General features: G+C 73.2%; 20 protein-coding genes. 13 read left to right on the top strand and 7 right to left on the bottom strand.

Translation table 11 applies throughout. The annotated features are described in order from the left end of the window. Positions 1-119 precede the first annotated feature (119 nt). Genes QSK39_RS51270 through QSK39_RS51280 form a run of 3 tightly spaced genes read left to right on the top strand, consistent with a single transcriptional unit; the run spans position 120 to position 2997 of the window. Positions 120-1250, top strand: coding sequence for a hypothetical protein (locus QSK39_RS51270; RefSeq protein ID WP_285485132.1), 1131 nt, complete (start codon positions 120-122; stop codon positions 1248-1250). After that, the gene (locus tag QSK39_RS51275) at positions 1247-2158 is read left to right on the top strand and encodes an ABC transporter ATP-binding protein (RefSeq protein WP_285485133.1); all 912 of its coding nucleotides are present in this window, start codon (positions 1247-1249) and stop codon (positions 2156-2158) included. Before QSK39_RS51270 ends, QSK39_RS51275 begins: the two co-directional genes overlap by 4 nt. Then, positions 2155-2997 (top strand): ABC transporter permease, encoded by an 843-nt coding sequence (locus QSK39_RS51280; RefSeq protein ID WP_284746957.1) that lies wholly within the window; start codon positions 2155-2157, stop codon positions 2995-2997. Before QSK39_RS51275 ends, QSK39_RS51280 begins: the two co-directional genes overlap by 4 nt. Here the strand turns inward: QSK39_RS51280 and QSK39_RS51285 are convergent. Continuing rightward, the gene (locus tag QSK39_RS51285; RefSeq protein WP_285485134.1) at positions 2987-3793 is read right to left on the bottom strand and encodes an esterase/lipase family protein; all 807 of its coding nucleotides are present in this window, start codon (positions 3791-3793) and stop codon (positions 2987-2989) included. The genes QSK39_RS51280 and QSK39_RS51285 overlap by 11 nt on opposite strands. 145 nt (positions 3794-3938) lie before the next feature. On the opposite strand from QSK39_RS51285, the gene QSK39_RS51290 reads away from it, so the two are divergent. Beyond that, positions 3939-4103: a hypothetical protein gene (locus QSK39_RS51290; RefSeq protein WP_285485135.1), complete on the top strand. Its 165-nt coding sequence runs from the start codon at positions 3939-3941 to the stop codon at positions 4101-4103. Here the strand turns inward: QSK39_RS51290 and QSK39_RS51295 are convergent. The 3 genes from QSK39_RS51295 to QSK39_RS51305 form a co-directional block, all read right to left on the bottom strand. Beyond that, a complete protein-coding gene (locus QSK39_RS51295) occupies positions 4100-5293 on the bottom strand; it encodes a glycoside hydrolase family 64 protein (protein WP_285485136.1) in 1194 nt (397 codons plus the stop codon). The genes QSK39_RS51290 and QSK39_RS51295 overlap by 4 nt on opposite strands. Before the next feature lie 110 nt (positions 5294-5403). Continuing rightward, positions 5404-6348 carry an MBL fold metallo-hydrolase gene (locus QSK39_RS51300; protein WP_285485137.1) on the bottom strand — a complete coding sequence of 315 codons (945 nt, stop codon included), beginning with the start codon at positions 6346-6348 and terminating at the stop codon, positions 5404-5406. A 72-nt stretch (positions 6349-6420) separates the two neighbouring features. After that, the gene (locus tag QSK39_RS51305; protein WP_285485138.1) at positions 6421-7680 is read right to left on the bottom strand and encodes a ricin-type beta-trefoil lectin domain protein; all 1260 of its coding nucleotides are present in this window, start codon (positions 7678-7680) and stop codon (positions 6421-6423) included. Between the two features lie 399 nt (positions 7681-8079). On the opposite strand from QSK39_RS51305, the gene QSK39_RS51310 reads away from it, so the two are divergent. The 4 genes from QSK39_RS51310 to QSK39_RS51325 all read left to right on the top strand — a co-directional run bounded on the left by QSK39_RS51310 (position 8080) and on the right by QSK39_RS51325 (position 11990). Beyond that, positions 8080-8556, top strand: a complete 477-nt coding sequence (locus QSK39_RS51310; RefSeq protein ID WP_285485139.1) for a PTS sugar transporter subunit IIB — start codon at positions 8080-8082, stop codon at positions 8554-8556. 6 nt (positions 8557-8562) lie between these two features. Continuing rightward, a complete protein-coding gene (locus QSK39_RS51315; RefSeq protein ID WP_285485140.1) occupies positions 8563-10194 on the top strand; it encodes a PTS system mannose/fructose/sorbose family transporter subunit IID in 1632 nt (543 codons plus the stop codon). Positions 10195-10302: 108 nt separating this feature from the next. Beyond that, positions 10303-10686 (top strand): PTS sugar transporter subunit IIA, encoded by a 384-nt coding sequence (locus tag QSK39_RS51320; RefSeq protein WP_285485141.1) that lies wholly within the window; start codon positions 10303-10305, stop codon positions 10684-10686. Further along, positions 10683-11990 (top strand): hypothetical protein, encoded by a 1308-nt coding sequence (locus QSK39_RS51325; RefSeq protein ID WP_285485142.1) that lies wholly within the window; start codon positions 10683-10685, stop codon positions 11988-11990. The genes QSK39_RS51320 and QSK39_RS51325 overlap by 4 nt, the downstream gene beginning before the upstream one ends. A gap of 24 nt (positions 11991-12014) precedes the next feature. Here the strand turns inward: QSK39_RS51325 and QSK39_RS51330 are convergent, their stop codons facing one another. Both QSK39_RS51330 and QSK39_RS51335 read right to left on the bottom strand, forming a co-directional pair. Continuing rightward, on the bottom strand, positions 12015-12782 hold the full coding sequence (locus QSK39_RS51330; protein ID WP_285485143.1) for a GntR family transcriptional regulator: 768 nt from the start codon (positions 12780-12782) through the stop codon (positions 12015-12017). A 72-nt stretch (positions 12783-12854) separates the two neighbouring features. After that, positions 12855-15938, bottom strand: a complete 3084-nt coding sequence (locus tag QSK39_RS51335; RefSeq protein ID WP_285485144.1) for an AfsR/SARP family transcriptional regulator — start codon at positions 15936-15938, stop codon at positions 12855-12857. Positions 15939-16023: 85 nt separating this feature from the next. Between QSK39_RS51335 and QSK39_RS51340 the strand changes: the two genes are divergently transcribed. Next, positions 16024-16638: a thioesterase II family protein gene (locus tag QSK39_RS51340; RefSeq protein WP_285485145.1), complete on the top strand. Its 615-nt coding sequence runs from the start codon at positions 16024-16026 to the stop codon at positions 16636-16638. Here QSK39_RS51340 and QSK39_RS51345 read toward each other — a convergent pair. Beyond that, entirely contained in the window at positions 16587-16760 is a 174-nt protein-coding gene (locus QSK39_RS51345) for a hypothetical protein (protein WP_285485146.1), read from the bottom strand. The two genes, QSK39_RS51340 and QSK39_RS51345, sit on opposite strands and share 52 nt — an antisense overlap. Before the next feature lie 139 nt (positions 16761-16899). On the opposite strand from QSK39_RS51345, the gene QSK39_RS51350 reads away from it, so the two are divergent. The 4 genes from QSK39_RS51350 to QSK39_RS51365 all read left to right on the top strand — a co-directional run bounded on the left by QSK39_RS51350 (position 16900) and on the right by QSK39_RS51365 (position 20075). Next, a complete protein-coding gene (locus QSK39_RS51350; RefSeq protein WP_285485147.1) occupies positions 16900-17880 on the top strand; it encodes a methyltransferase in 981 nt (326 codons plus the stop codon). Positions 17881-17899: 19 nt separating this feature from the next. After that, positions 17900-19144 (top strand): MFS transporter, encoded by a 1245-nt coding sequence (locus tag QSK39_RS51355; protein ID WP_285485148.1) that lies wholly within the window; start codon positions 17900-17902, stop codon positions 19142-19144. 327 nt (positions 19145-19471) lie between these two features. Beyond that, complete coding sequence (locus tag QSK39_RS51360) at positions 19472-19801, top strand: hypothetical protein (RefSeq protein WP_285485149.1); 330 nt, start codon at positions 19472-19474, stop codon at positions 19799-19801. A 10-nt stretch (positions 19802-19811) separates the two neighbouring features. Then, entirely contained in the window at positions 19812-20075 is a 264-nt protein-coding gene (locus QSK39_RS51365; protein ID WP_285485150.1) for a hypothetical protein, read from the top strand.

Consider the following 20075-nt stretch of genomic DNA (forward strand, 5'->3'; position numbering starts at 1 on the left):
ACCGGACGAGGGGTGCGGACGCGGCGTTCCGGACCGAGCCGTGACCTGGCCGGGACGGCTCACGACAGCACCCCGCCGACCATGGCCATGGCGTACAAAGGACGAAGAGGTGATGCCGGATGACGCCCTCGGTGGTGCGGCACGCGAAGCGGCGCCGGTGGGCGGTCGTCGCCGCCGTGGCCGCGGTGCTCGTGTCCGTGCCGTCGGTCGTCGCCGCGCTCGCCCCGGCCGGCGGGCAGGTCGACCCCGGCCGGCTGCGCGAGCTCGTGCTCGGGTCCGCCGGGCGGCCGTACCAGGGGTACGCCGAAAGCGCCGGGTCGCTCGCCCTGCCGGAGCTGCCGAACCTCGCCCCGGTCACCGCGCTCTTCTCCATGCGCACGCCGATGCGCGCGTGGTACGCCGGGCCCGACCGGTACCGCGTCGACATCCTCGGCACCGCCGGCGAGCACGACGTCTACCGGCTGCCCGACGGCGAATACACCTGGGACTACGGCGACAACACGCTGACCGAGCTGGTCGGCGAGCCGAGCGTGCGGCTCCCGCGGGCCGGGGACCTGCTGCCGCCCGAGCTCGCTCGGCGGATCCTCCAGGCGGCGAAGGGCGACCCGGTCAGCGCGCTGCCGGGTCGCAACGTCGCCGGCGTCGCCGCGTCCGGGCTGCGGCTCGTCCCCGCCGATCCGGCCACGACGATCGGGCGCGTCGACGTCTGGGCGGACCCGGCGACCGGCGTGGCCGTGCGTGTCGAGGTCACCGCCCGCGGGCAGCAGGCGCCGATCCTGGTCAGCGAGTTCCAGCAGCTCGAGCAGACGACGCCGGTCGTCGAAGCGCCGCAGCCGGTGCCCGGCTCGGGGTTCACCGTGGCCAGCGCCCCGGACGTCTCGAACGCGCTCGGCGCGCTGGGCCAGGTGCCGCTGCCGGCGACGCTCGCCGGGCGCCCGGTCGTGTCGTCGAAGTTCGGCGGGGTCGAGGGCGCCGCGCTCTACGGCACCGGGCTGGCGGCCTTCGCGGTCATCGCCGTGCCGCGCGCCGTCGGGAACGCCGCGAGCGACGCCGCCGGGAAGGCCGGCGGGGTGCAGGTCAAGCTGGCCCAGGGCACCGTCGTGCAGCTGTCGATCACGCCGTTGTCGCTGGCGATAGTCCGCGCCTCGGCCTTCCGCCGCTCCTACCTGCTGGCCGGCACGGTGACGCCGGACGTGCTGAAGACCGTCGCGGAAGAGCTGTCCACGCTGCGCCGAGGCGGCGGCCGATGATCGTCACGCGCGCGCTGACCAAACGGTACGGCCGCACCCTGGCGGTCGACGCCGTCGACCTGACCGTCCGCGAAGGCGACCGCTACGGCTTCCTCGGCCCGAACGGCTCGGGCAAGACCACCCTGGTCCGGATGCTGCTCGGCCTGGTCTACGCGACCAGCGGGGAGATCGAGGTGCTCGGCAAGCCCGTCCCGAAGCGCGTCGCGGAGGTGCTGCCGCAGGTCGGCGCACTCGTCGAAGGTCCGGCCGCGTACCCGCACCTGTCCGGGCGGCGCAACCTCGCCCTGCTCGACGCGGCCGGACGCGGTGGCGGGCGGCGCACGCGGCGGCAGCGGATCGACGACGTGCTCGAGCAGGTCGGGCTCGGCGCGGTGGACCAGCGGCCGGTCAAGGCGTACTCGCTCGGCATGCGGCAACGTCTCGGGCTCGCCGGCGCGCTGCTGCGCAAGCCCCGGCTGCTGATCCTCGACGAGCCGACCAACGGCCTCGACCCGCAGGGCATCAAGGAGATCCGCGAGCTGCTCGTCGAGCTGAACGCGGGCGGCACCACGGTGTTCCTGTCCAGCCACCTGCTGGCCGAGGTCGAACAGCTCTGCACGCGCGTCGGCGTCGTCGACCGCGGGCGGCTCGTGCTGGAGGACGACCTGGAGACGCTGCGGGCGGCGACTGGCCGGATCCTGGTCGGCACGCCAGACCCGGCCGAGGCGGTCGCCGTCCTCGACGGCCAGCTCGAGTCCCGCGACGGCGACCGCCTGGTCATCCGGCACGGCGACCCGGCGGCGTTGAACGCGATGCTCGTCGAAGCGGGGGTGCGCGTGACGTCGATCCACGCCGAGCAGCGGACGCTCGAACAGGTCGTCCTCGACGTGACGGGCCCGGGGTCGGACCGGTTCGGGGCCGCCGGATGATCCTCGTCGAGCTGCGGAAGCTCGCGCTGCGCCCGCGGGTGTGGGTCAGCGTGCTGCTGCTCTGCCTGCTGCCCGCGATCGTCGGCGTCTTCCTGGCGACGGCCGACTTCGCGCCGCCACCGGGGCAGGGCGGGGCATTCCTGTCGGCGGTGGTGAGCGACGGCGCGCTGTTCCCGGCAGCCGCGCTCGCGCTCGTCCTGCCGCTGTTCCTGCCGATCGCGGTCGCCGTCACCGCCGGCGACTCGATCGCGGGCGAGGCGTCCACCGGCACGCTGCGGTACCTGCTGGTGCGCCCGGTCGGCCGGACGCGGCTGCTCGGCGCCAAGATGGTCGCCCTCGCCGTGTACGTGACCGCGGCGATCGTGATCGTCGTGCTGACGTCACTCGTGCTCGGGGTGATCCTGTTCGGCACCGGCGGGACGCCCGGGGTCGCCGGGCCGGGCGGGCAGCCGACCGGCGTGACGTCGTTGTCGGGGCAGTCGCTCAGCTCGTCCGGGCTGGGCCTGCGGCTGCTGGGCGCGGTGTCCTACATCGTGGTGTCGATGCTGGGGTTCGCCGCGATCACGGTGTTCCTGTCGACGGTGAGCGACTCGGCGCTGGGGGCCGCGCTGGGCGGGCTGGCCGTGCTGATCACCAGCTCGGTGCTGGAGACGCTGGACGCGGCCGCGTCCGTGAAGCCGTACCTGCCGACGCACTACTGGCTGTCCTGGATCGACTTCTTCCGCGATCCCGTGCTGTGGCGCAACATCGACCACGGGCTGCTGCTGCAAGCGGGCTACATCGTGGTGTTCTTCGGGGCCGCGTGGGCGAACTTCGCGACCAAGGACGTCACGAGCTGAGGCACTCCGTCGGCGCTTCGAGCGGGCTGGTGCCGAGGGCCTGGAGGACGAGCTCGGTGACGGCGGGGTCGGTGGGGAGGTCGCCGTGGCCGGCCTGGTTGCCGGGGCAGACTTGCTGGAGGGCGACGTTGACGGCGCCGTCGAGCCGGGCGGACTCGGGCGGGGTGACCGTCTCGTCGCGTTCGGTCCACACCGAAAGCCACGGCAGGGAAGCCGGGATGGGTTCCTTCGCCAGCTCCTGCATCAGCGTGCTGCCGGGGGCCAGCTGCACGCACGCGGTCGGGCACGCGCCCGGGACGAGCGCGCCGCCGGCCGCGGCGAGACCGGTGCCGTGCATGGGCGCGCCGAGGGTGATCACCCGGCGGGCCTGGTGGTCACCGCCGTCGCGGCTGACCCACAGCCGGGCCACGACGCCGCCGGCGGAATAGCCGATGACGTCCACCGAAGGCGCTCCGCGCGCGTAGGCGTTCTCGACGGCTTCGGCCAGGACGCCGGCCTGTTCGAGCAGGTCACCGGTGCCGTCGCCGGCCAGGGTGAGGACTTCGGTGCCGCGGCCGGTGGCCTGCCGGATGCGGGCGGCGAGCTCGTTCAGGGCGCCTTGGCCGCCGCCGTAGCCGGGGACGAGCAGGACGGGCCCGGGCTTGGCCTGGTCGGGCGTCCCGGCCCGCGGCGCGGCGCTGGTGCCGGTGGTGGCGAGGACGGCCGCCACGAGCACGGCCACCACGACGACGGCGACGCCGCCCATGAGCAGCCGCCGCCGCGGGCTGATGCCGCGCCACCAGGCCGTGATCCGCACGGCTCCATCATGCCCCGGCCGGCCTGAAGGGGGCGTTCGGCGCGGACGTCACCCGTTCGGCGCTGAACCGGCCCGTCGTGGCCGCCGTGTCCCGGGTGGGAGTGTGGAGACAAAACCGGGGTGAGCTGATATGCGGATCCGGAAAATGCTGTTCGTCGTACCGTTTCTGGTCCTGGACCTCGTCGCCTGCGGGCAGCCGACGGTCCTCGTCAAGGTGGGCAAGGCGGTGCCGGTGCCGGAGAGCACCGGCGTACCCGCCTGCACGTGGCTCGGGGATACGCCGGTGGTGCCGGCCGTCCTGCGTCTTTAGTCGAACGGGTCCAGGGTCAGGTAGGCCGTCGCCGGGTTGCCGTCGTTGACCAGGGACTCGAAGTGGCCCACGTCGTCGAACGCGAACGCGTAGGCCTTTCCGTCCGCCATTTGAGCGTGGATCTTCTTCGCGTACTGGTTGGTGACGGAGTCGAGGTAGAACCCGGCCGAACTCGTGTCCGGCTGGTTCGCGTTCGTCAGCAACGTCGAGCGGTTGAAGCCCGCGCAGAGCGTGCGGGAGATCTGGCCGCGGACGTCGTTCGGCGCGTCGAGGTTCTTGTAGCAGCCGAAAACGCTGTCGGAATCGGGTTTCTGGAACGCCGTCACGAACCCGCCGGAGGTGTTGGTGAAGTTCATGACGTTGCCCGAGACACGGCCGAAGTACTTCACGCTCGGCTGGTCGGCGACCGGTGTCACGGTCAGCGCCGACGAGCTGTACTTCGTCCAGACGCGGTTGATGTAGTCCTGCAGCACGGTCGCGGGCAGCACGCCCATCTCGATGCCGTGGCCCGGCGCGAGAGCACGCAGGACCGTGCCGTCGGAGCGCGTGCGGATCAGGTTGGCCCAGCCGCCGGCCTGGCCGCGCAGGGAGTTCAGGAAACCGTTGTAGCCACCCGCTTTCAGGTGGCCGGTGCTCTTCGTCGTCCCGCCGGCCGGCTGCACGCCGACCGCGTACGGCGCGGAGAACATGTCGACCTGGGTGCTGTTGAGCCAGAGCCCGCCGTCGTTGAGCGTGTACTCCGACCAGTTGAAGAGGATGTTGACGTTCGGGTCGGACGGGTTCTGGATCGCCGGCTGCACCAGGCCGCCGGTCGTGAGCTTGAAGACCAGCTTCTGCCCGTAGGAGAAGTAGATGCGGCCGGAGAACTTGGGGATCCGGATGGTGATCGACTGGCCGTTCGCGGGCCCGGGGATCGACGCGTCCGGCGCCGGGGTCGGCGGGTTCCCGCCGGCCGGCCAGGCGTGGAACGCGCCGCCGGCGTCGGCCCAGCCCTGCTGCCCGGTCGCCAGGTACGTGCCGAGGTCGTAGATATAGATCGGGTCGGCGCGGCCCGAGTTGTTGGTGATCTTCAACGGGATCGTGGCCGGCACGGCGCCGGCGGCCGGGGCGACGGCGGTGGCGAGCCCGGCGGCGACGGCGGCCGCCGCGGCCAGGGTGGTCAGTCGCCGGAAGAAGGGTCTGGTGCGCACGGGCGTCTCCTCGTCGAGGCCGGTGATCGCAAGTTGTCCAGACCATTGCAGGCGGTGCGGGGAACCGCTGTCAAAGGCTGATAAGTATTAGCCACCGTCCGGAGCAGCGCTCAGGAAATGCGGCGGACCGGCTCCCCGCCCAGCAGGCAGTCGAGGTCGATCCGGCCGCCCGCCGCCGCGAGGACGGCGTCGATCGCCAGGTCGACGTCCAGCTTCCGGCCGTGCTGGTCGGCGTAGGCGCGCATCAGGTTGCCGATGTGGCGCTCGGGGTTGCGCCACGACGGCCAGCGCAGTGACGCCTGGTTCGCCAGCCTCGTGAAGTCCGTCTGCCGCTCCGTCACCTCGAGCAGCCACTCCAGGTAGACGCGCATCGCGTGCAGCGCGCTGTGGCCGGGGGTCGCCACCGGGCCGTGGCCGGGGACGACGGTCCGCGGGCGGAACGTGTCCTGCAGCCAGGCGAGCGCGTCGAGCCAGCCCGGGATCGAGCCGTGCACCGTCAGCGGCGTGTCGCCGACGGACACGAGGTCGCCGGTGAACAGCGTGCCCGAGCGGGGCTCGTGCACCACCAGGTCGCCCGCGGTGTGGGCGACGCCGGGCACCGCCACGACGTCGGCGACCGCGCCGCCGAGGTCGAGGCGGCGCCAGCCGGTGACCGGCCGGACCGCGTCCGGCTCCGGGGGCTCGAGCACGCCCCACTGCGTGTAGGTGAAAACGTTGCCGTAGGTCTGCGGCCCGGCCTTGACCAGGTCGACGGCGCCGGGCGCGGCCAGCGCCGTCCCGCCTTCGCGCAGCGCGACCCCGACGCCGTTGTGGTGCTCGCCGTGCGCGTGCGTGACGACGACGGTCAGCTCCTGCTCACCCGCGTACTTGCGGACGTCGCGCATCAGCTCCAGCGTCGCCTGCTCGGTGCCGCACGTGTCGACCAGCACGACGCCTTCGCTGCCCTGGATCCAGCCGCTGTTCGAGACGAACCACTCCGCCGGGCTCTTCACGTACGCGACCACGCCCGGGCGCGCGTGCCGGAGCGGGACGATGTTCGATGTGACGGCCGGCATGGTTCCTCCCCTGGACTGACGAAGCGGTTAACGACGCGGGCGCGAGCAGGTTGCGCCTTCAGCCGCCGAGGGTCACCCGGCGAGCGCCCAGCGCTGGTTGACGGCCGCCGAACAGGTCCAGATCCGAAGGCGGGTGCCGTCGGCGGTCGACCCGCCGGGCGCATCGAGGCACTTGCCCGACTGCGGGTTCAGCAGCGTGCCGTCCGAGCGCGCCTGCCACGTCTGCGCGCCGGTGGTGTTGCAGTCCCACAGCTGGACGAGCGTACCGTCCGTCGTGCCGCTGTTCGAGACGTCGAGGCACTTCCCCAGTGCGCGGATCGTGCCGTTCTGCCTGGTCCAGCGCTGGGCGGCGGTCGAGTTGCACGTCCAGAGCTGCACGGCCGTGCCGTTGGCGGTGTTCGACGAGCTGACGTCGACGCACTTGCCGGCCACCCCGGTGATGGTGCCGGCGGGGTAGGGCGAGCCGCTGGAGATCAGGTACGCGCTGGTCGCGACGTTCCAGTGCGTCGCCAGGTAGCTGCCGGGCGCCGGGCTGGTGTTGAAGTAGTCGTCGCCGAGGCAGTCGAACTGGTTCTCCGGCGCGCCCGGGCAGACCTTCACGAGGGTGCCCGGCGGGTTCGGGAGGCCGCCGTCGTCGTAGCACATGATGTCCTCGTCGTCCCAGCAGTGACCGAAGGCGCTGGAGTGCGGTGCGCTGCCCTGGACGGCGCCGAGGGTGTGGAGGAGTTCGTGCCCGGTCGCCTGCCAGGACCAGCAGCCGGTGCCGACCGTGGCGTAGTGCGGGCCGGCGTTGTAGGGGTTGCCCGAGCCGGGGCTGTCGTTGCCGCCGTTGCCGAACGCGAGGCCGCAGCCGTCTTTGTCGTACCAGACGATGTACTTGCGGTCGGCGCGGTTGTAGCCCTGGGCCTTGATGGCGTTGGTGATCGTGTCGACCGTCGCCATGTCGGACTGGGCGATGGTCACGTTGTTCACGGTGGCCCGGCAGCTCGAGTCGGTGACGTACCGGACGTGGCGCACGCCGCCGCCGAGCCGGTTCGCGGCCTCGACGAAGCCGTCGTCGATCTGGCTCGCGAAGGTCTGGAACTGGCCGACGAACTGCGAGTAGCGGTCGGCCTGGGTGTTGCCGCGGACGTAGAGGGCCTGGACGCGCTTGCCGCTGGTGCCGTCGCCGTCGCAGACGGTGGACATCGGGGCCACGGTCGCGGTCCGGTTCCGCAGGTGATCGGGCAGCTGTTCGGTGCCGTCACCCGCGGCGGCGGCCGAGGGCAGCAGGGCGGTGGCGAAGACGAGGGCGGTGCTGAGCGCGGCGAGGCGCCAGGATCTCGTGGTCATGGGGGAGTTCCGCCTTTCCCGGTGCGACAGGGGACGAGAAGTGCGGTCTAGACCACTTGGGATGATAGGCAGCGGGTGAGCGGGCTGTCACTGACAAGAACGGACAGCTTGGGGTGAATCGCCCACGGACATTTCGGTCATCCGATTGAAAACGATCTTCCCGGACCGCTGAGCGGTACGGGTCTTGACAGTCGATCTCGTACGTCCATACTGGTATATACCTTTATGGGAGGGTCCGGGAAATCCAAAGGGGGGCTTCGCGCTCGCGGGCCGACGGAAGGTCTGAGGGGTCCTTCCGTCGGCCGCGCGAAGCCGTCGTTGAAAACCGCCGGTCACGGACAGCGTTGACACAACTACTGGTACGAACCAGGATGGGTGCTGCCGGCCGGGAGGAGACACATGGCGGGGGCACACGTCCGGATCGACAACCGGCTGATCCACGGGCAGGTCACCGTCGCCTGGACGCGGCGGCTCGGCGTGCGCCGGCTGGTCGTCTGCAACGACGACGTCGCCGTGGACGAGCTGCAGCGCATGCTGCTTCCGCAGGCCGCGCGCGGGCTGCCCACCGACGTCTTCACCGTCGCCGAAGCGCTCGAAACGACCGCCGGTGCGGACGTCATGATCCTCGCGAAGCATCCCGAAGACGCCTTTCGCCTGGTCGAAGGCGGGTTGCGACCCGAGACGGTCAACGTCGGCAACGTCGCGCCCCGGCCGGGCACCGCCTACACCATGGTCACGCGCTCGATCGCGGTCACCGCGGACGAGGCCGACGCCTACCGCAAGCTCGCCGCGTCGGGCGTCCCGCTGGTGACCCAGCTGATGCCGCACGACAAGCCCGCCGAATTCGTCCCGCTGCTCGACCGGAAAGGGCTCTAGCCCCGCATGCTCGTCGCGCTGGCCCTGACCATCTGGGCGATCTACTGCACCTACGACGGGCTCGGCCCGTTCCTCATCTACGCCCAGCGCCCGCTCATCGCCGGCTCGGTCGCCGGACTGATCGTCGGACACCCGCTGCTCGGCCTGCTGATCGGCGCGACGCTGGAGCTGGCCGCCCTCGGGGTCTACACCTACGGCGGCGCGACCATCCCGGACTACCAGACCGGTGCCATCGTCGGCACCGCGCTGGCCGCGGGTGCCGCCGGCGACACGTCCGCGCAGGTCGCGATCGGGCTCGGCGTCGGGCTGCCGGCCGCGATCCTGCTCGCCGCGCTCGACCCGGTCGGCAAGATCATCACCACCGGGCTGGTCCACCGGGCCGACGGCTACGCCGCCGACGGCAACGCGCGCGGCCTCGCCCTGATCCACTGGATCAGCCTGGTGCCGTGGGTGGCGGTGCGCGCGATCCCGACGTTCCTCGCCGCGCTCGCCGCGTCCGGCGGCCTGGTCAAGGACATCACCGCGAGCATCCCCGCCGGGTTCGTGCAGGGCATGACGCTCGCGGGGTCGTTGCTGCCCGCGGTCGGGTTCGCGCTGCTGCTCGGCATGATGGAGCTGACCCGGTACTGGTACCTGCTGCTGATCGGGTTCGTCGCGTTCGCCTACCTCCACATTCCGCTGCTGGGCATCGCGCTGGTCGGCGTCGCGGTCGCGATGCTGTTCGTGACGCTCAAGCGCGACGAGCCGGCGGTCGTGGTTCCGGAGAGCCCGGCTGAAGAGTCCGAAAAGCACACTGTGGACGTGCGGCTGACGAAGCAGGACCTGCGCCGCGTGTTCCGCCGGTACTTCTGGTCCAGCCAGATCTCCTGGAACTACGAGCGGATGCAGGCGCTCGGGTTCGCGTACTCGATGGAACCGGTGCTGCGCCGGCTCTACCCGGAGAAGGCCGACTACGTCGCCGGCCTGCAGCGGCACCTGCAGTTCTTCAACACGTCGGTGCTGGTCGGCGGCCCGCTGATCCTCGGCTCGAGCGTCGCGCTGGAAGAAGCGGGCACGCCGAAGTCGGCCGCGAGCACGAAGGTCGCGCTGATGGGGCCGATGGCCGGCATCGGCGACACCGTCGTCTTCGCGCTGTACAACAGCATCATCTTCACCATGGGCGCGTCGTGGGCGCTGCAGGGCAGCTGGCTCGGCCCCGCCTTCGCCGCGGTGATGGTGCTCGTGCCGTACGCGCTGGTGCGGCGCTGGCAGTTCGGGTTCGCCTACCGCGAAGGGAAACGGCTGGCCGGGCGCCTCGCCGCCGGCGCGCTCGCCCGCGTCGCGCAGGGGGCGACCGTGCTCGGGTTCGTCGTGCTCGGCGGGTTCATCCCGTCGATCGTCAAGGTCGTCACCACGCTGACCTACCGCCAGACCACCACGGTCCAGGGGCAGCCGGTGACGCAGGCCGTCGCGATCCAGGACCGGCTCGACGAGCTGGTCCCGTTCCTGCTGCCGGTGCTCGTCACCGCCGGGGTGTACCTGCTGACGGCCAAGGCCCGCCTGCGGCCCGTCTGGATCATCGCCATCGTCGTCGTCGCCGGGGTCGTCCTGGGGTGGCTCGGCTGGTTCGCGCCGTCGGCCCCGGCGAAGGGTTACTGATTTGACCAAAAGCAGGCCGTCCCCCGGGCGGCACGCAACCGTTACTGCGAAGCCATGGCCGTGGCTGTGGCCGAATCAGTAACGAACGGCACAGTAGGAGACACCGCCATGTCCGTCCCGATCGTTCTAGCCGGGCACGGGCGGCTGCCCTCCGGCGTGGGGGAAGCCGCCGAAATGATCCTCGGCCCGCAGTCGCGGCTGAAGGTCTGCGAGCTGAGCCCGCACGACAGCCCGGAGGAGTTCGGCGTCCGCGTGCTCGCGCTGCTCGGCGACGCCACCGAGGCGCTCGTGCTCGCCGACCTGCACGGCGGCTCGCCGTTCAACGCCGTCCGCGCGCTCGCGCACCCGCGCCTGCAGCTGGTGTCCGGCCTGAACCTGCCGATGCTGCTGGAAGTCCTGCTGCACACGACCGACGACGTCACCGAGCTCGCCGGGGTGGCCCGCGCCGCCGGCCGCGACGGCGTCGTCGACGTCCTGGAATCCACCTGGTGACCGCCGCGCTCCTGCTCGCCGCGCAAGACGTCCGGATCACGCCGGGGCCCGGGCACCCGCTCGGCGGCTACCTGGCCCGGGACGGCGTCGCGACCGGCACGCACGACGACCTCGAGGCGTCGCTGATCTGGCTCTCCACCGAGGACGACCCCGGCGTGCTGTGGGTGGCGCTCGACGCGCTCGCGGTCGACGCCGGCCTCACCCGCACCCTGGCCGACGCCGTCGGGGCCGCGGTGGGCATCGACCCGGAGCGGGTGCTCGTCTGCGCGTCGCACACGCATTCCGGGCCCGAGGGCTGGACCGGCCCGCTGCACCCCGGGCTGCCGGGGCGGCGCGACGCCCGGCTGGTCGGCCGCATGGCCGAGACGGTCACCGGTGCGGCGCTGCGGCTGCGCGCGTGCCGCGGCCGCGTCCGGGCCCGCTGGCACGCGGGGTCGACCGAGGCCGTCGGCGGCAACCGCTACCGGCCGGACGGGCCGCACGACACGTCGTTCGGCGTGCTGGAGCTGCGCCGCGACGACGGTTCGCCGGCCGCGCTGCTGTTCGACTACGCCAGCCACCCGACCGTGCTGGGGCCCGACAACCTCACGTGGTCGGCGGACTGGCCGGGGGCGACGCGGCGGGAGCTGGCGAGCCTGATCGGCCAGCCGGTGGCGGCGTTCCTGCAGGGCGCGGCGGGCGACGCGAGCTCCCGGTTCGTCCGGCGCGGCCGCGACCACGCCGAGGTCCGCACCCTCGGCGGCCACCTCGCGACGTCGATCGCGCGGACGCTGGCGGCGGCCTCGGCGACGGCGGAAACCGGCCCGGTCCGGCTGTCGAGATCGACGCTGCACCTGCCCTACCGCGAGGTCCCGTCGCTCGAGGACAGCCTGGAGCTGCGGCAGTCGGCCGAGCGCGAGTGGCAGCGCGAGCTGGCCCACCACGGCGAGGACCACCCGGCGGTCCGGATCGCGCAGACGCGCTACGAGGGGTGCGCGATGCTCGCGGCGATGGCGGCCACCGACCGGCCGACGGGCTGCGCGGAGGTCCCGGTCAGCGTGGTGACGCTGGGGGAGATCACGTGGCTGCACACGCCGTTCGAGCTGTTCGCTTCACTGGGGTTGAGGATCCGGCGGGGCAGCCCGTTCCGGCACACGCGCGTGATCGGCTACACGGACGGGTACCTGGGGTACCTCCCGGACGCGGACGGGCACCGCGGCGGGGTTTACGAGTCCTACGTGACGCTGTTCCAGCCGGACGCCGGTGACGTGCTGGTCGAGCACTGCCTCAGGCTGCTCCGGGCGCACCGCGCCGAGACCGGTTAGGCCACTCGGGGGGAGCTGCCTCGGTCAGGACGGGCTGCGCCGCGCCTGGGTGAAGACGGTGTAGCGGTCCGCGCGGTACAGCGAACGGCCCGCTTCGATCACGCCGCCGCTCTGGTCGTGGAGCGTGCCCTCGATGATCAGGCACGGCTGGGTGGGCTCGATGCCGAGCAGGGCCGCGTCGCCGGTGTCCGGGAGGACCGCGGAGATCGCCGTGTCGTTCCACTCCGCGTGCACGCCCCAGCGCTCCTCGAGCGTGCGGTGCAGGGACTGCGTCTCCCAGTCGAACAGCTCGATGTCGGGGAACCGGTCGACCGACAGGTTCGTGCGCTCGACCGCGAACGGCTCGTCGGCGACGTAGCGCAGGCGCTCCAGCCGGAACACGCGCGCGCCCGGGGGGACGTTGAGCCGGCCGGCCAGGCGGGGCATCGCGCGCTCGACCTCGGCGTGGAGCACCTTCGTCTTGGGCACCACGCCGCGGGCCTTCATGTCCTCGGTGAACGAGGTGAGCATGTCGATGTGCGCGGCCTGGCGTTCGGCGGTGAACGTCGCGGTGCCGTGCTGGCGGTAGAGGACGCCGTCGGAGACCAGGCGGTTGATCTCCTGGCGCACGGTGCCGCGGGCGACGCTGAAGTGCTCGGCGAGGAACCGCTCGGACGGCATCAGCCGCCCGGGACCGGCCTCGGTCGCGACGCCTTCGAGGATTTCGCGGAGCTGGTCGCCCTTCGGCCGCCCCGGCTGCAGCGCGTCCGGGAGCCGGAGATCGCTCGCGGGGACGTGTTTCGGACGGGGCATGGCTTCAGTATGTCGCGCGGGCGGGCCGGAGGTAACACCACGCGCGGCAGGGGCAGGCCGGGATGGGAGAACTCAGCCCGTTGCGCGGCGGGCGAAGTCGGCGAGGAAGCGCTCGGCCAGCGCTTCCCCCGTCACGTGCCCCACCGACCGGTAGAGCCCCCGGGCTTCGCGCGCCGTCCCGACGGCCAGCATCGACCGGCCGGCCGCGCCTTCCACCGCCGCCAAACCGAGCAGTGCCTGGGCCTCCAAAAGCCGGTACCCGCCCGCGCGCGCCGCGTCCAAGGCCGTTCGCGCGTGCTCGCCCGCTTCCGAAACCCGGCCGGCCGCCGCCAAGACCCACGCCAGCGTCGCCGACGCTTCGGCCAGCTGGCCCCGCAGGCCCGACTCCGCCGCCAGCTCCCGGGCTTCGCTCAGCACGCGCTCGGCCGAGGTCAGGTCGCCGGCGGCTTCCGACGCCCGGCCCAGCGCGATCAACGCCGCCGCCTCCACCTGGCGGTCGCCGTCACGGCGGACGCGGTCCAGGGCCTCTTCCGCCGTCCGCGCCGCCGCGTCGTGGTCGCCGCGGGCGCCCTGCAACGCGCTCGACGCGGTGAGCGCCGTCGCCTCGCCGAAGCTCGAACCGAGCTCGCGGAACGCACTCAACGAACCGTCCACCGCTTCCGCCGCTTCCTCGAAGCGGCCCGTCTCCAGCAGGACCCAGCCGAGGTCGGCGAGGTTCGCGGCCTCCCAGAACCGCAGTTCCTCGCGGCGGCACAGCGCGACCGCCTCGCACAGGCAGTCCTCCGCCTGCTCCAGCCGGCCCAGCTGCCGGTAGTGGCAGCTCAGCGAGTTCAGCGCGAGTGCCTCGCCCGAGCGGTTGGCCAGCTCGCGGAACAGCTGGATCGCGCGCCGGCTGTGTTCGACGGCTTCCGACAGCCGGCCGGTCCACTCCAGCATCGACCCCAGGTTCGCGACCGCCGTCGCCTCGCACTCGCGCCAGCCGCACGCCCGGCTGGCCAGCACCGCCTTCTCCGAGTGGCGGATGCCCGCCTCGTGCTGGCCTTCGCGGAAGTACGCGCCGCCGATCGACAGGTGCACCAGCGCCTCGGCCGGCTGGGCGCCGTGCTCGTGCGCCGCGTTCAGCACGATCGGCGCGAGCTCCAGCCATTCCGCGCGGCGGCCGTGGTCGTGGAAGAACCGCCGCAGCGCGTCGGCGAGGTACCACGCGGCGGGGTAGGGCCCCCGCGTCGCCGCCAGCCGCAGCGCCGCCGCGAGGTTCGGCACCTCGACGTCCAGCCAGGCCACGGCTTCGGCGGCGTCGGCGAACGCGACCGGGCTCGGCGCCGCCGGGGCGTCTTCGCGGGGGAGCGTCACGATCCGCGCGCCGAACAGCGCGACGGCGGCGTCCGCGGCCGCGCAGTACCCGGTGAACAGCCGCTCCCACGCCTTTTCGCGCGCGGTTTCGTCTTCGTCGGCGCGGACGCACCGCTCGGCGTAGCGCCGGGCGAGGTCGTGGAACCGGTAGCGGCGCGGCGCGGGTGCCTCGACGAGGTTCGCCGCGGCCAGCCCGCGCAGCCGCCGGGTCGCTTCGTCGAGCGGCACGTCCAGCAGGGCCGCCGCGGCGACCGCCGTGAAGTCGGCCCCGGGGACCAGCGCCAGCAGCCGGAACGCGTGCCGCAGCCCGGGCGGCAACGCCTGGTAGGACACCGAAAACGCTTTGGCAACGGCACTTTCCTCGGCCCCGTCGAAGCCGAGCTGGGCCAGGGGGTCGCCGCGCAGCTCTTCGACGAGCTCGCCGAGGCTCGCGACCCCGGTGTTCGCCGCCGCGATCCGCAGGGCGAGGGGGTGGTGGCCGCAGAGCCGGGCCAGCTCGTCCGCCGCCTCGGGCTCGGCGGTGGCCCGCTCGCCGAGCAGGGCGGTCAGCAGCGCACGGGAGTCGGCCTCCCGCAGCTGCGCCAGGCCGAGCGACCGCGCGCCGGTGCGGGCGACGAGCTCGTCGAGCCGGTGGCGGCTGGTCACCAGCACCCGGCCCGACGACGGCAGCAGCGGCAGCACCTGGGCGGCGTCGCGGGCGTTGTCCAGCACCACCAGCGCCTGCCGGTCGGCCAGCAGCGACCGGTAGAGCTTGCTCTGGTCGTCGGTGCCCGGCGGCACGTCCCGCAGGTCGACGCCGAGGGTGCGCAGCAGCTGGGCGAGCGCGGCGGCGGGGGTGAGCGGCTCGTCGTCGGCGTCGAAGCCGCGGAGGTTCACGTACAGCTGGCCGTCGGGGAAGCGCGCTCGCGCGGTGTGGGCCCAGTGCACGGCCAGCGCGGTCTTGCCGACGCCGGCGGTGCCGGTGATCACCCAGACGTCGCCGGGTTCGTCGAGCGCGGTCAGCTCCGGGGCCCGGCCGGTGAACCCGCGGACGTCCAGCGGCAGCTCGGCGGGGCGCGGCGCGACCGGAGCCGCGGCCGGCGCGGGCTCGCCTTCGCCACGCAGGATCCGCATCCGCAGCTCCTGCAGGGCCTGGCCGGGTTCGATGCCGAGCTCGTCCACCAGCAGCTCGTGCGCCCGCGTGTACGCCTCGAGGGCCTCCGGCGTGCGGCCGCAGCGGTGCAGCGCGAGCATCAGCGCGGCCCGCGGCCGTTCCCGGAACGGGTGCTCGTCGACGAGCCGGCGCAGCTCCCCGACCACCTCGGTGTGGCGTCCCGTTGCCAGCTCCTGCTCGTACAGCTCTTCCAGCACGACGAGCCGGCGTTCGGTCAGCGCCGGGCCCTCGTGCTCGGCGAGCGTCTCGCTGACCCCGCCGAGCGGGGCGCCGTCCCACAGCGCCAGCGCCGCCCGCAGGTGCCGGACGGCGTCGGCCCCGGACGCGGCCCGCGCCCGGGCGACCTCCTCGTCGAACACGTCGAGGTCCCGGTCACCGGGAGCGACCTCGATCACGTAGCCGGGCGCGCGGCGCACGATGACGTCGCGGCCGAGGAGCTTCCGCAGTTCCGAGATGTGCACCTGCAGCCGCCCGCGCACGCTCGGCGGCGCGTTCTCGCCCCAGGTCAGGTCGATGAGCCGGTCTTCGCTGACCACGCGGCCGGGGTTCAGCAGCAGGGCGGCCAGCACGGACGTCTGTTTCTGGCCACCGGGCCGGACGGTGCCCGCGTCGCCGAGGACCGTGACCGGTCCGAGCAGGCGGTAGCGCACGTGGAGCCCCCAGAAGGCCGACCGAAGCGGAACGGAAGTGCCATGAACGAGCCTATCCCCGGCCGAGGAGGAAAGGGGGCCGCGGGTGGACACCGACGAAGCCGAGCGCTTGCTGTTCGTCTGCTTCCCGGACGCGGGGGAGGCAGCCGGCCGGTACCGCGCTTGGCGCGATCCGCGGATCTCGGTGCGGGTCGTCGAGCTGCCCGGGCGGGGCGAGCGCCGCGACGAGCACCCGTACCGGGACATGTGGCTGCTCGTGGAGTCCCTCGCGGCGGAACTGGCCGGGGTGCTGACCCGCCCGCACGTGCTCTTCGGCGCGGGGCTGGGCGCGCTGGTCGCCTACCGGCTGGCGCAGCGGCGGGTGGCCGCGGGACTGGGGGTCCCGCGGGCACTCGTCGTGGCGCACCAGGCGCCGCCGGACCGGGCCGCGCGGGCCGTGCCGGAGCAGGCGGCCCGCGCGGACGTCAGCCTGCTGGCCAGCGACGCGCACGTGCCCGTGGCGCCGCCGCTGCCGTGCCCGATCCGCGGGATCGGCGAACCGCACGTGATGACGGGGTGGGGCGAGCACACGAACGCGGGGTTCGTGCTCGCCCCGGCCCGGGAGCGGGACAGCGGCGCGCTGCTGCGCGACGCCGTCCTGCGCGCGGGCTACTTGGTGTCGGCGCTGGCCGTGCCGGGCTTGGGCGAGTCACCGATGTAGGGACCGACGCCGATGGACGGGCCGGGCTGGGGCGGGTTCTCGGCCGCCTGGGCGGCGGGCGCGAAGACGAGAGCGGCCACAAAGGCCGTGCCGATGACGGCCTGGAACACACGGGCTTTCATGGTTCGACTCCTCAGGTGTCGTATTGCGGCCGATCTTGCCCGAACCGGCTTCCATATCGCTTCCCTTTGCGGCCAGTGCCCGACCGGTCACTGGCCGTCCCTTGTGGAGCGAATCCCGGTGCTGCCACCATGCGTCGTCATGGGGAGTGACGACGCGAACACGATTCTGCGCATGGCGAGCCTGGTGACGCCGATGGCATTGCGGGTGGCGGTGACCCTGGGGCTGCCCGACCGGCTCCGCGAAGCCGGTGCCGAACCGGACGAACTGGCCGGGGATCTCGGCGTCGCGCCGGTGCCTCTCGGCCTGCTGCTGGGGCACCTGACGACGCTGGGGTTCTTCGAGCGGACGGCCACCGGCTACCGGACCACGGCGTACGGCGAGAACCTCTGCGGCGACACGTTGACGAGCGTCCTGCTGAACCTGGACACCGCGGGCGGGCGGGCCGAGCTGGCGTTCGTCGAGCTCCTGCACAGCGTCACCACCGGGGAGGCCGGGTACGACCGCCGGTACGGGCGGGGCTTCTGGGCCGACCTCACCGAGGACCCGGCCCTGCGGGAGTCGTTCGACCGGCAGATGACGCACCGGCTGCGCGCCGAGGCCCCGCAGCTCGCGGCCGGCTACGACTGGGGCCGGTTCGCCACGGTCGTCGACGTCGGCGGGGGTCCGGGCACGGCGCTCGCCGCGATCCTGGCGGCGCACCCGGGGACACGGGGGCGGCTGGTCGACCTCGACGTCTCCACGGCCGCCCGGACGTTCGCCGAGCACGGGCTCGAAGACCGGGCTTCGGCGGTCGAGGGCAGCTTCTTCGACCCGCTCCCGGCCGGCGCGGACGCCTACCTGCTGTGCGACATCCTGCACAACTGGGACGACGAGCACGCCGGTCGTGTCCTGGCCCGCTGCGTCGAGGCGGCCCGTCCGGACGGCCGGGTGCTGGTCGTCGAGGCGGTCGGCGGACGGCGCGGCCGGACGGACATGGACCTGGCGCTGCTCGTCATCTTCGGTGGCCGGGAGCGCCGGGTCGCGGAATTCCGCTCGCTCGCCGCCGTCCACGGGCTGGCTCTCGAGGGCGTGACCGACGTGAGCGAGGGGCGGTCCCTGCTGGAGTTCCGAATTACATAAGCGCTGTTACAATTTGCCCGTGTCCCTGACCGGTGCCTTCGTCGACCTGACCCCGCTTCGCGTGTCGCCGGCCTTCAGGCGGCTCTGGCTGGGCCGGGTGTTCTCGGGTTTCGGGGCGCAGATGACGCTCGTCGCCGTGATGTTCCAGGTCTGGGAGCAGACCCGGAGCACGGTCTGGACCGGTGCCGTGGGGCTCGCCCAGGCGCTGCCGGTGGTCGTGTTCGGGCTGTTCGCCGGGTCGCTCGTGGACCGCGTCGACCGGCGGAAGTTCGCGCTGGTCACCACCGCGGGACAGGCGGCCTGCTCGGTGCTGCTCGCGGTGCAGGGGTTTCTCGGTGACGTGCCGGTGCTGCTCGTGCTGGGGCTGGTGGCGGTGCAGTCCTGCTTCGTCGCGGGTGGCGGGCCCGCGGCGCGCACGTTCGTCCCGCGGCTGCTGGCACCGGAGCAGCTCCCGGCCGGGCTGGCGCTGAACCGGATCGCGTTCCAGGGCGCGATGCTGCTCGGCCCGGCGCTGGGCGGGCTGCTGCTGGGCCGGTTCGGGGTGGGCGGCTGCTACCTGGTCGACGCGCTGACGTTCGCGATGGCGTTCTACGGCGTCGTCGGCCTGCCGCCGATGCGGCCCGCGGGTGAGCCGTCGCGGCCGGGGCTGCGCGGGGTGCTGGACGGGCTGGCGTTCCTGGTGCGCACCCCGGTGGTCCGCGGCGCGCTGCTGACCGACCTGGCGGCGACGGTGCTGTCGATGCCGATCAGCCTGTTCCCGCTGGTGAACGCGGAGCGGTTCGCCGGCGACCCGCGGACGCTGGGACTGTTCCTGTCGGCGATCGCGGTGGGCGGGGTGGTGGCGTCGGTGTTTTCCGGGACGTTCACGCGGCTGCCCCGGCCGGGGGTGGTGATGCTCGCGGGATCGGCGGCGTGGGGCGGGGCGCTGGTGGTGTTCGGGCTGGCACCGGACCCGTGGGTGGGGCTCGGGTGCCTGGTCTTGGCGGGTGCCGCGGACACGGTTTCGGTGGTGTCACGTGGGGCCCTGGTGCAGCTGAACACACCGGACGCACTGCTCGGCCGGGTCGCGGCGGCGGAGCAGATCGTCGGGCAGGCGGGGCCGGACCTGGGCAATCTGCGCGGTGGGCTGGTCGCGGGGGTGACCTCGGGTGCGGCGGCGTTGGTGAGCGGCGGCGTGTTGTGCGTGGTGGCGGTCGCGTTGGTGGGAGCCGGGACGCCCGGCTTGCGCCGCTTCGCGACGCCCGCGAAGGCCGCCGCGGGTTAACGGCGGCCTGCGGTGCCGGACCGGGTGCGGCCGCGGGCGGGCAGCACTGGGGCACCGGTCGGTACGGGCACCGGCTGGTGCGGGCACCGGCTGGTGCAGGCGTCGGCTGGTGCGGGCACCGGCTGGTGCGGGCGTCGGCTGGTGGTGGGAGCGCCGCCTCGGACGTCCGCAACCCGGGGCGGCCGGCGTTCGTGGTCACCGCGCTGACCGGCGCCGCTGCACAGGGGGACTCGAAGTGTGCACGGCCGGGCATCGCGTGGGCTTCCGCCGCATCGCGCCGGGAGGTAGTTCTTTCCCGACGACTTCGTCCGTCCGGAAAGGACCGAAATGATCAAGCGAACCTGCGCGGCAGCCCTGCTGGCCGTCGCGGCGGCGGGGCTGGCCGTCGCGCCCGCCGACGCCACCGTCCAAAGTGGAAGCGGCACCATCGGCGACCCGTGGGTGCCGACCCGCGCCGCGCACATCACCTGCGCCACCGCCACCCTCTTCGGCAACTACACCCCCGGCCAGGGCCACTCAGACCCGATCGCGACCCTCGTGCAGGGCAACTACATCGGCGTCCGCTACCTCACCTCCGACCACAACTCGGCCGACGTCTTCTGGCACGGCACGAGCAAATGGGGCTTCGTGCTCCGCGACTGCTTCACCCTGAACTGAAGGGGAACCGATGAAACGCGCCATCCTGACCACCACCCTCGCCGCCGCCGCGGTGCTCGCCGCGGCGCCCGCCGCTTCGGCCGGCACCGTGCACGAGATCTGCGCCCAGGACCTCTACGTCCGGACGCAGCCGGCCGGCGTCATCGTCGGCACCCTCTACCGGGGCGACCACTTCGAGCTTTCGCGGTACTCGCCCAGCGGCGACTGGGCCGAGGGCTACGCCATGGGCCACGTCAACCGGCGCGGCTGGATCCAGGCCGGCTGGTTCTGCTGA

This window comes from Amycolatopsis sp. NBRC 101858 (genome assembly GCF_030269325.1).
In the GTDB taxonomy this organism is placed as follows: domain Bacteria; phylum Actinomycetota; class Actinomycetes; order Mycobacteriales; family Pseudonocardiaceae; genus Amycolatopsis; species Amycolatopsis ponsaeliensis.

Excerpts from the sequence above, each read along its gene's own strand:
- QSK39_RS51270 (WP_285485132.1), top strand. The coding sequence starts at position 120 with ATGACGCCCTCGGTGGTGCGGCACGCGAAGCGGCGCCGGTGGGCGGTC.
- QSK39_RS51275 (WP_285485133.1), top strand. The coding sequence starts at position 1,247 with ATGATCGTCACGCGCGCGCTGACCAAACGGTACGGCCGCACCCTGGCG.
- QSK39_RS51280 (WP_284746957.1), top strand. The coding sequence starts at position 2,155 with ATGATCCTCGTCGAGCTGCGGAAGCTCGCGCTGCGCCCGCGGGTGTGG.
- QSK39_RS51290 (WP_285485135.1), top strand. The coding sequence starts at position 3,939 with ATGCTGTTCGTCGTACCGTTTCTGGTCCTGGACCTCGTCGCCTGCGGG.
- QSK39_RS51300 (WP_285485137.1), bottom strand. The coding sequence starts at position 6,348 with ATGCCGGCCGTCACATCGAACATCGTCCCGCTCCGGCACGCGCGCCCG.
- QSK39_RS51305 (WP_285485138.1), bottom strand. The coding sequence starts at position 7,680 with ATGACCACGAGATCCTGGCGCCTCGCCGCGCTCAGCACCGCCCTCGTC.
- QSK39_RS51310 (WP_285485139.1), top strand. The coding sequence starts at position 8,080 with ATGGCGGGGGCACACGTCCGGATCGACAACCGGCTGATCCACGGGCAG.
- QSK39_RS51315 (WP_285485140.1), top strand. The coding sequence starts at position 8,563 with ATGCTCGTCGCGCTGGCCCTGACCATCTGGGCGATCTACTGCACCTAC.
- QSK39_RS51320 (WP_285485141.1), top strand. The coding sequence starts at position 10,303 with ATGTCCGTCCCGATCGTTCTAGCCGGGCACGGGCGGCTGCCCTCCGGC.
- QSK39_RS51330 (WP_285485143.1), bottom strand. The coding sequence starts at position 12,782 with ATGCCCCGTCCGAAACACGTCCCCGCGAGCGATCTCCGGCTCCCGGAC.
- QSK39_RS51345 (WP_285485146.1), bottom strand. The coding sequence starts at position 16,760 with ATGAAAGCCCGTGTGTTCCAGGCCGTCATCGGCACGGCCTTTGTGGCC.
- QSK39_RS51350 (WP_285485147.1), top strand. The coding sequence starts at position 16,900 with ATGGGGAGTGACGACGCGAACACGATTCTGCGCATGGCGAGCCTGGTG.
- QSK39_RS51360 (WP_285485149.1), top strand. The coding sequence starts at position 19,472 with ATGATCAAGCGAACCTGCGCGGCAGCCCTGCTGGCCGTCGCGGCGGCG.
- QSK39_RS51365 (WP_285485150.1), top strand. The coding sequence starts at position 19,812 with ATGAAACGCGCCATCCTGACCACCACCCTCGCCGCCGCCGCGGTGCTC.